This is a genomic window from Acinetobacter sp. OYA S30 (assembly GCF_033599315.1).
Taxonomy (GTDB): Bacteria; Pseudomonadota; Gammaproteobacteria; order Pseudomonadales; family Moraxellaceae; genus Acinetobacter; species Acinetobacter baumannii.
Genome location: NZ_JAWVAV010000005.1, coordinates 151,784 through 160,487 on the forward strand (window position 1 = coordinate 151,784; position 8,704 = coordinate 160,487).

The following is an 8,704-nucleotide window of genomic DNA, read 5'->3' on the forward strand; positions in this document are numbered from 1 at the left end:
AACTTTGCGTGTTAAACTATGCTGCGGTCGCATTAAGGATTGGTTTATGCAGTTTGTTCATCTCGGTATTTACACAGAATTTTCGATTACAGAGTCGATTGTTCGCATACCCGACTTGGTCAAGACTGCGGTAAAGGATGAAATGCCTGCGCTGGCACTTACCGACTTATCTAACCTTCATGCTGCTGTAAAGTTTTATAACTCTTGCCTTAAGAAAGGCATTAAGCCTATTTTGGGTAGTACAATTCGTCTTAATGATGCCCAACATCGTGCAACTTTGCTTGCAATGAGTGATATTGGATGGAAAGGACTGACCGAAATTGTTTCGCGTGGCTTTATTGAAGGTCAACAACTCAGTATCCCTTGTGTACAAAAAGAATGGGTCCTAGAGCAGCATCAAGATATTATTGTTTTACTTGGCCAACATAGTGATGTTGGGCAAATGCTTTGCTCATCTAACCCGCAAAAAGCAGAACCTTTACTTGAAGAGTGGATTGAAAAGTTTGGTAATCGTGTTTATCTAGCCTTAACACGTACTGATCGTCCTGGCGAAGAAGACTTTATTCAAGAAGCTGCCAAACTTGCAGCTAAATATAATGTTGGTGTTGTTGCACACAACGATGTGCACTTTATTGAAAAAGAAGATTTCGAAGCGCACGAAGCTCGTGTATGTATTGCAGATGGTTATGTTTTAGCAGATGATCGACGTCCGCGCTTATATAGTCCAGAGCAGTATTTCAAAACTTCTGATGAAATGATTGAGCTGTTCTCAGATATTCCTAGTGCTATTGAAAACACCTATCAAATCGCTAAACGCTGTAATGTCACTTTAAAGCTCGGCACTTACTTTTTACCTGAGTATCCAATTCCTGATGGTTTTACCATCGATACCTATTTTGAGCACTTATCAAAAGAAGGTTTGGAAGAGCGCTTAAATTACCTTTACCCTGTCGAAAAGCGTGGTGAAGACTGGCCTGAAATTCGTAAACCATATGATGAACGAATAGATTATGAAGTCGGAATCATCCTGAAAATGGGATTCCCTGGTTACTTCCTGATTGTCATGGACTTCATTCAATGGGCGAAAAACAATGGTGTCCCTGTTGGACCGGGTCGTGGTTCAGGTGCAGGTTCATTAGTAGCTTATAGCTTAAAAATTACAGATCTTGATCCACTTCGTTATGACCTACTCTTCGAACGTTTCTTAAACCCGGAACGTGTATCAATGCCCGACTTTGACGTCGATTTCTGTATCGCAGGTCGTGACCGTGTGATCGATTATGTATCACGTACTTATGGCCGTGAAGCGGTGTCTCAGATTGCAACGTTCGGTACGATGGCTGCGAAAGGTGCGATTCGTGACGTTGCCCGCGTTTTAGGGAAGTCTTATGGTCTAGCTGACCGTATTTCAAAAATGGTTCCAACTAAGCCACTTGGTGTGGATTTGGCAACTGCGATTGAAATGGAACCTCAGCTTAAAGATATTGTTACCAACCCTTCCAACCCAGATAATGATGATGCCAGCGAAATTTGGGAAATGGCATTAAAGTTAGAAGGTATTACCAGAAATACAGGTAAACATGCCGGTGGTGTTGTTATTGCACCCGGTAAAATTACCGACTTCTCTGCTGTGCTTTGTGACGCAGACGGTACTAACCGCGTAGCACAGTATGATAAAGATGATGTAGAAGCTGCAGGTCTCGTAAAGTTCGACTTCTTGGGTCTACGTAACTTAACCGTTATTGAAGATGCTATTCAAAATATTAATAAAAACCGCGATAGCAATGATCCTTTAAACATTTCACACGTCCCTCTTGACGACCCTAAAGCTTATTCTGTCTTTGCTGATGCAAATACAACCGCGGTATTCCAGTTTGAATCCGTCGGTATGAAACGAATGCTTAAAGAAGCGCGTCCAAGTAAATTCGAAGAAATTATTGCGTTCGTATCTTTATATCGTCCGGGTCCGATGGATCTGATCCCAGACTTTATTCACCGTATGCATGGTGGAGAATTTGAGTATCTTCATCCATTGCTTGAAGGTGTATTAGAGCCAACCTACGGGATTATGGTTTACCAAGAACAGGTAATGCAAACTGCACAGATTTGTGCAGGTTACACACTCGGTGGCGCCGACTTGCTCCGTCGTGCAATGGGTAAAAAGAAACCTGAAGAAATGGTGAAACAGCGCCAAATCTTCCTTGAGGGTGCTGGACAAAAAGGTATTGATGAAAGCACAGCTAACCATATCTTCGACTATATGGAAAAGTTCGCAGGCTATGGTTTTAACAAATCACATGCCGCAGCCTATGCGCTTGTTGCATACCATACAGCATGGTTAAAAGCCCACTATCCTGCCGAATTTATGGCAGCAGTAATGTCATCGGAAATGCAGAACACTGACAGTGTCGTATTTTTGATTGATGACTGCCGAAATAACGGACTCGAGGTCTTACCGCCATCAGTCAATATGTCGACTTATCATTTCCATGCGAGCGATGATAAAACCATTGTTTATGGTTTAGGGGCAATTAAAGGTGTTGGTGAACAGGCAATGCAGTCTGTTATTGACTCACGTCGCCAACAAGGGCCTTATACTGACCTATTTGATTTCTGCCATCGTATTGATTTGAAAAAAATCAATAAACGAACCTTAGAAGCACTTATCCGTGCTGGTGCGCTTGATTGTTTAGGTATTGAACGTTCAAGTTTAATGGCTCAATTGCCAGAAGCTGTACAAGCTGCCGAACAGGCACGTAGTAACCGTGAAAGCGGTATTATGGACTTATTTGGTGAAGTTGAAGAAGTTCAACGTAAACCAGCTAAACCTGTTAAGCCATGGAGTGATGAAGTTCGTCTCAAAGGCGAAAAAGATACGCTTGGACTATATTTAACAGGTCACCCAATTGATGTTTATCGTCAAGAACTCAAAGCGTTTATTCCTGCAAAACTTAATGAAATTACCGCAACTCGTCGCGGTGTAACGACTGTTTATGCAGGACTCGTCCTTGATGTAGCGAATTTCCCAAACCGTGTTGTTATTGTACTTGACGACGGAACAGCACGTATTGAAGTCAGCTGTAACCACGAACGTTTCCAACGCTTTAAAGATATTATTCAAGTTGAGCGCGTAGTCGTCTTTGAAGGCGAGATCTATGAGCGTGAAGGTTTTGATCGTCCAATGGGACGCTTGAACAAAGCGTTTAGCTTAAATGAAATCAGACAAAAACGCGCCAATAGTATTCAAATCAAATTAACCCATGATCTATTGCAACCAAGTTTGGCAAAAGATCTACAAAATATATTATTACCTTATTGTAATGTCGATATGCATCAGCATATTGCAATACAGTTACAGATTGACCAACCATATGCTCAGGCTGAGCTTCAGCTTGGCCCACAATGGAAAGTCGCTCCTTTAGATGAACTTCTTGCCAAACTAAGAGATTACTTCGGTAAGGATAATATTCATATTGAATATCAGGTAAAATCTAAGGCAGCTAAAGCAGCAGAACCTGTTCGTCCACAACCTGTTGCCTCACCTCCTGTGGACATGACTATTGATGATGCATTGGATTCATACCAAAGCGAAGTTTCTCAATATTCGTAATTTCTGGAAATCTTATGAGTTTGTTTGACGACACCGCCGTGTCAAAACAATTAGCACAAGTGCGTATTGTCATGGTCAATACCACTTTACCGGCTAATATTGGCAGTGCTTTACGCGCAATGAAAACGATGGGCTTGAGTAAGTTGGTTCTGGTTTCACCAAAAACGTATCCACATCCAGATATTCAGGCGCTTGCTGCTGGTGCACAAGATTTATTAGAACAGGTTGAAATTGTTGAAACACTCGAAGAAGCAATTAAAGATTGCCATTTAGTTTTCGGGACAAGTGCAAGAAGCCGTACTATTCCATGGCCTTTGTTAGATGTTCGCCCTGCTTCAAAAGAAGCAATCAAGGCGACTGCTCAAGGACAACAAATTGCGATCGTTTTTGGACGTGAAGACCGCGGTTTAACCAATGAAGAATTGGCTTTGGCAAACTATCACCTTACTATTCCTGTAAACTCGGACTATGGTGTACTTAACGTTGCTCAAGCGATTCAAGTGGTTTGTTATGAACTTCGTATGTCGGTATTAGAGCAAAAAGAAGTTGCTTCTGATGCTGGGCAAATGCCGCTTGCTCAAGGTCAAAGCATGCAATGGGATGAGCCGTTAGTGACTCAGCAGCAAATGGAAGAGTTCTACCCTCATTTGGAAAAAATGCTCACCGAAATTGAATTTTTAGATCCAGAAAATCCACGTTTACTACCTTTACGCTTGCGTCGTTTATTTGGTCGTATACAATTAGATCGTATGGAATATCATTTACTTCGCGGTATTTTTAGTCGAGTCCAAGCCCTCACAAGCGGCAAATGGAAAAAAGCATCATCGGACAAGGAGGATCAATCCAATGCTTAAACAGCTTAAAGAAGATATACAGGCTGTATTCGCGCGAGATCCTGCTGCACGAAATACACTCGAAGTACTTACCACTTACCCGGGTATACACGCTTTACTTTTGCATAGGCTTGCACATGAATTGTGGAAAAAAGATTGCAAAGGTACCGCCCGTTTTGTTTCGTCATTTAGTCGTTTTGCAACGGGTATTGAAATTCACCCTGGAGCTAAAATCGGCAAACGCTTCTTTATCGATCATGGCATGGGCGTTGTAATTGGTGAAACTGCTGAAATTGGTGATGATGTAACGCTATACCACGGTGTTACCTTAGGTGGTACGACTTGGAATAAAGGTAAGCGTCACCCAACTTTAGAAGATGGCGTGGTTGTTGGTGCTGGTGCGAAAATCTTAGGTCCATTTACGGTAGGTAAAGGCGCCAAAGTTGGTTCAAATGCTGTAGTCACAAAAGCAGTTCCTGCTGGTGTAACAGCTGTTGGTAACCCTGCACGTTATATCTATAAAGATGCCGACAAAACTAAAGATAAAGATGAAGAACGTCGCCGTGATTATGCACAAAGTATTGGTTTTGCTCCGTATGCGACTACTGCTGATCAATCTGACCCAATTTTAGAAGGAATGCGAGTTTTACTTGACCGTATTCAGCACAATGAAACGCGTATGAATAATTTGTGCCAGCGTTTGTCCGAACTTGACCCAACTTTCAAAAAAGAAAGTCAAGATGAACAGCCTTTTAGTGATGAAGAGCTAAAAATTCTTGAAGAAGTTCGTCGTGAATGCGGTGCGCAAAACAAGACATCAAAAACGTAATATTCTTGATTCATAATGTAACACGCTTACCCTTGCATGTCGGTTTAGGTTTTCCTAGACTTGTTGTACCTTATTTAACTTTATAAAATGAACGGAAGATCCTATGAATTTTAAGCCTTTGGCATATATCCTTCTTGCGACCTCAAGTTTAACAGCGTGTACCATGGCACCTGTAAAAGAACAAAAAATTGAGCCGTTTGTTTTTAAGGAACCAGAGCTTACACCTCCATTTTATGCATTAAACCCATTTAATTATGATGCTCCGCCTGCATTTGAAGTTGCTTTAAAAGAAGCTGCTGCACAGCCTGTAACCAAAATGGTTGTAACTCGTCAGGACGATCCAACCAAAACACTTACATTAGATACGAATAAATTGATCGTACCTACAGTCAACAACTCACAACGTTCAATGAAATACGCAGTTTTAGCGGGCGATAATGAAATTGATGTAACTGAAATTGATGACTTCTTACAACTTGTTGAAGGTAAAGCGCGTCACTATCCGCCTCGTTTTACTGACCGTCAAGAACGTAAAGGCTTTGAAAGCAAACTTAAGGAAGTTACTCAGCGCTTAGATACTTTAGCTGCTAATCCAGATGCTTCATTTGATATTCTTATTCGTGCTTTTAAAGCAAGTGTACTTGCCCGTAACCTTGATTTAGGTACTGCTCATACCACTAAGTCTTTAGAATATGCACAAAGACTTTTAAAAATTAATCCAGATGATGCTGAAGCGAATTTCTGGTTTGGTTTTGGTTTGTCTGAAGGTGGTGGTCAACGTGAGGCTATTCCGTATTTAGATAAAGCTATTAAAGGTAATGTTCAGGAAGCATATTTAGCCGCTGCAAATAACTATATTGCAATGGAACAAAAGAAGAATGCGATTCAAACTCTAAAAAATTACAAGGTTAAATACCCTGATGAAGCTGAAGTAGCAGACCGTTTAATTCAAGAAATTGAAAAACAAGGTCGCTGGAATGTATGGCAAGTTTTAACAAACCCTGCTATGTCTTCTGCTACCCCAAGCGCAGCTACAAAAAAGTAAGCACTTAAACTTTAAAAAAGGGCTGATTTGATAGCCCTTTTTTTATGTTTGATCAATTGAAAAATACTTTAAAATTTGTATGATCAGCATATTACTGATCCACATATTTGACCATAATGTTTGTTAGAAAAAGAAACTCAGCGCTCTTCACGGTCATACTCCTCGGTTCAATCCTGAGTGGATGTCAGGTCGTCAATGTTAAGCAACAAGCTCTCAACGTTACTATTGCAAATGAGCGTAATAGTATTCTTACCCAAGATAAACTAAGTGAAGCAAGTCTTAACGTTTTGTCTATGTCAGGGCAAGAAGCTAAGGCCTGTACAGACTCTCCTGATACTTGTGTTAATCAACTTAAAAATCTGCCCCAAATTTTAGATGAACAGCTGTTATCGGCTGCAAGTGAAATGTATCTGGCGAAAGCAATGGCTTTGTCAGATTCTTCTGAATGTAAAATTAGTCGTTTCACTAAACATAAGCCAACTGAAGAACAAAAAGTTATTCAAAATAAATATGATGAATGCTTAGATCAACAGTTAAGTCTACTCGATAAGAGTATCCGTTATAGCTATGCTTATCTGTTTTTTACAAAACGTCAGCCAACTGATCGTATTTTTGATAATAGACAAGTTCAGATACGCGACTTCTATAATCAAGCGATTGCCAAAATGGTCAGTGTGTATGATTTAAGGTATCCACAAAAAAATGTGGTAGAGCCACAAATCCATATTGGTAAGAGTGTATATTCAATTGATTTTGAGTTTCATAGACAATTATCTGGCCAAAAATTAGAAAAATTAATTTCAAGTTATAACTTAAATTTCTCAGGTTTAAGAACAATCAACCGTCGTGATGGTTTCGGTTCCGAATTTGTGGCTGTCTTCCCGAGTTCAGGCAAAGAAGATATTAATGAATACATTTTAGATCCCCTCAATTACAGCTATAAAAATGGTGTAAATCCTAATATTCACCATGCACGTTATTTAGCAGCAACTATTGTTGCAGAGCCTAAACATGCTAAAACCGTTCAAGAAATTATTAATGATCCAGAATTTGTAATTCGGGTTTATGATCCTTATCGAACCGATAATATTAATGTCGCTGGTAAGCAATATCCTTTAGCTGCAAACTTCTCAGCTCCTTATGGTCTATGGTTAGCTGAAAACAACCTAGGTGTAGCGGCTTATTTAAGCTTGATTGATCGTGATCAGCACTTAACCATGCCGCATTTATATATGCTTGAACCTTATAATCCAAACAAAAAAATTATTGTGTTGGTCCATGGTTTGGCAAGTAGTCCTGAGGCATGGATTGCACTCACTAACGATGTCATGGGCGATACTGTTTTAAGAGATAACTATCAAGTTTGGCAAGTTTTCTACTCGACCAATATGCCAATTTTGGAAAGCCGGTTCCAGATTTATGCCCTTTTGAAACAAGCATTCGGTTCGTTAAACCCAAGTGATCCTGCCGCGCATGATGCGGTGCTTGTTGGTCATAGTATGGGAGGAATTATTAGCCGTTTACTTGTAAGTGATGCTGATATTACTAAACCTGCCTTGGAGATGATGACGATCCGTCAGCAAAACCGTTTTAAGAAACATCCTATGGTGACTGAACGGCTGCAAATGCATTCAATTAGTAACTTTGATCGTGCAATTTTCTTGGCATCGCCACACCGAGGTACTGATTATGCAGATCGTTGGTTTACCTTGGCAGCACGTAAAATTATCCGCTTACCGGGTGCTTTTTTATCAGCTGTTGCAACTTCGCTCACCACAGAAAATTTAGATATTAAAGATTTCTTGAATAATATTGATAATGGCCTGATTCAAAATGGACCAAGCGACTTAAGCCATCAATCTAAATTTATGGAACTCACTGAGAATATTAATCCCCATCAAGGGTTAATCTTCCACTCAATTATGGGCAACATTACCAAAAGTGATGATCCAAATGTAATTACCGATGGTATTGTTCCCTATAAAAGTGCTCACTTAGAAGGTGCTAAATCTGAGAAAGTTCTACCGGGTGGACACTCCATTCAGTTAACACCACAAGCCGTATTAGAACTACGTCGTATTTTACGAGAGCATTTAGTTGAACATGGTTTGTATAAACCATAAAAAATAAAAAGAGCCAAAGGATATCCTTTGGCTCTTTTGTTTTAGGTTAGATTTTACTGCCCAGAACGAATGATGTAATCAAACGCAGAGAGTGATGCTTTAGCGCCTTCACCTGTAGCAATAATGATCTGCTTGTAAGGTACAGTGGTACAGTCACCTGCAGCAAATACACCTTTTACATTGGTTTCGTTGCGGTCATTAACAATGATCTCGCCACGGTTGGTTAACTCAACCTCACTGTCTTTTAAGAAGTCAGTGTTTGGA

General features: G+C 40.2%; 6 protein-coding genes. 5 read left to right on the plus strand and 1 reads right to left on the minus strand.

The window, feature by feature from the left end:
* The first annotated feature begins 46 nt into the window (after window positions 1–46).
* The 5 genes from dnaE to R5R67_RS04560 all read left to right on the plus strand — a co-directional run bounded on the left by dnaE (window position 47) and on the right by R5R67_RS04560 (window position 8,440).
* Window positions 47–3,610 (plus strand): DNA polymerase III subunit alpha, encoded by a 3,564-nt coding sequence (gene dnaE / locus R5R67_RS04540; RefSeq protein ID WP_001160989.1) that lies wholly within the window; start codon window positions 47–49, stop codon window positions 3,608–3,610.
* Window positions 3,611–3,624: 14 nt separating this feature from the next.
* The gene (locus tag R5R67_RS04545; RefSeq protein WP_000051404.1) at window positions 3,625–4,464 is read left to right on the plus strand and encodes an RNA methyltransferase; all 840 of its coding nucleotides are present in this window, start codon (window positions 3,625–3,627) and stop codon (window positions 4,462–4,464) included.
* Window positions 4,457–5,272, plus strand: coding sequence for a serine O-acetyltransferase (gene cysE, locus R5R67_RS04550; protein WP_000917698.1), 816 nt, complete (start codon window positions 4,457–4,459; stop codon window positions 5,270–5,272). Before R5R67_RS04545 ends, cysE begins: the two co-directional genes overlap by 8 nt.
* A 103-nt stretch (window positions 5,273–5,375) precedes the next feature.
* Complete coding sequence (locus R5R67_RS04555; RefSeq protein ID WP_001009738.1) at window positions 5,376–6,317, plus strand: ABUW_2363 family tetratricopeptide repeat lipoprotein; 942 nt, start codon at window positions 5,376–5,378, stop codon at window positions 6,315–6,317.
* 116 nt (window positions 6,318–6,433) lie between these two features.
* Window positions 6,434–8,440, plus strand: coding sequence for an esterase/lipase family protein (locus R5R67_RS04560; RefSeq protein ID WP_000498039.1), 2,007 nt, complete (start codon window positions 6,434–6,436; stop codon window positions 8,438–8,440).
* 53 nt (window positions 8,441–8,493) lie between these two features.
* Here R5R67_RS04560 and R5R67_RS04565 read toward each other — a convergent pair.
* On the minus strand, window positions 8,494–8,704 hold a 211-nt coding region (locus R5R67_RS04565), incomplete at its 5' end, for an FAD-dependent oxidoreductase (RefSeq protein WP_042053676.1).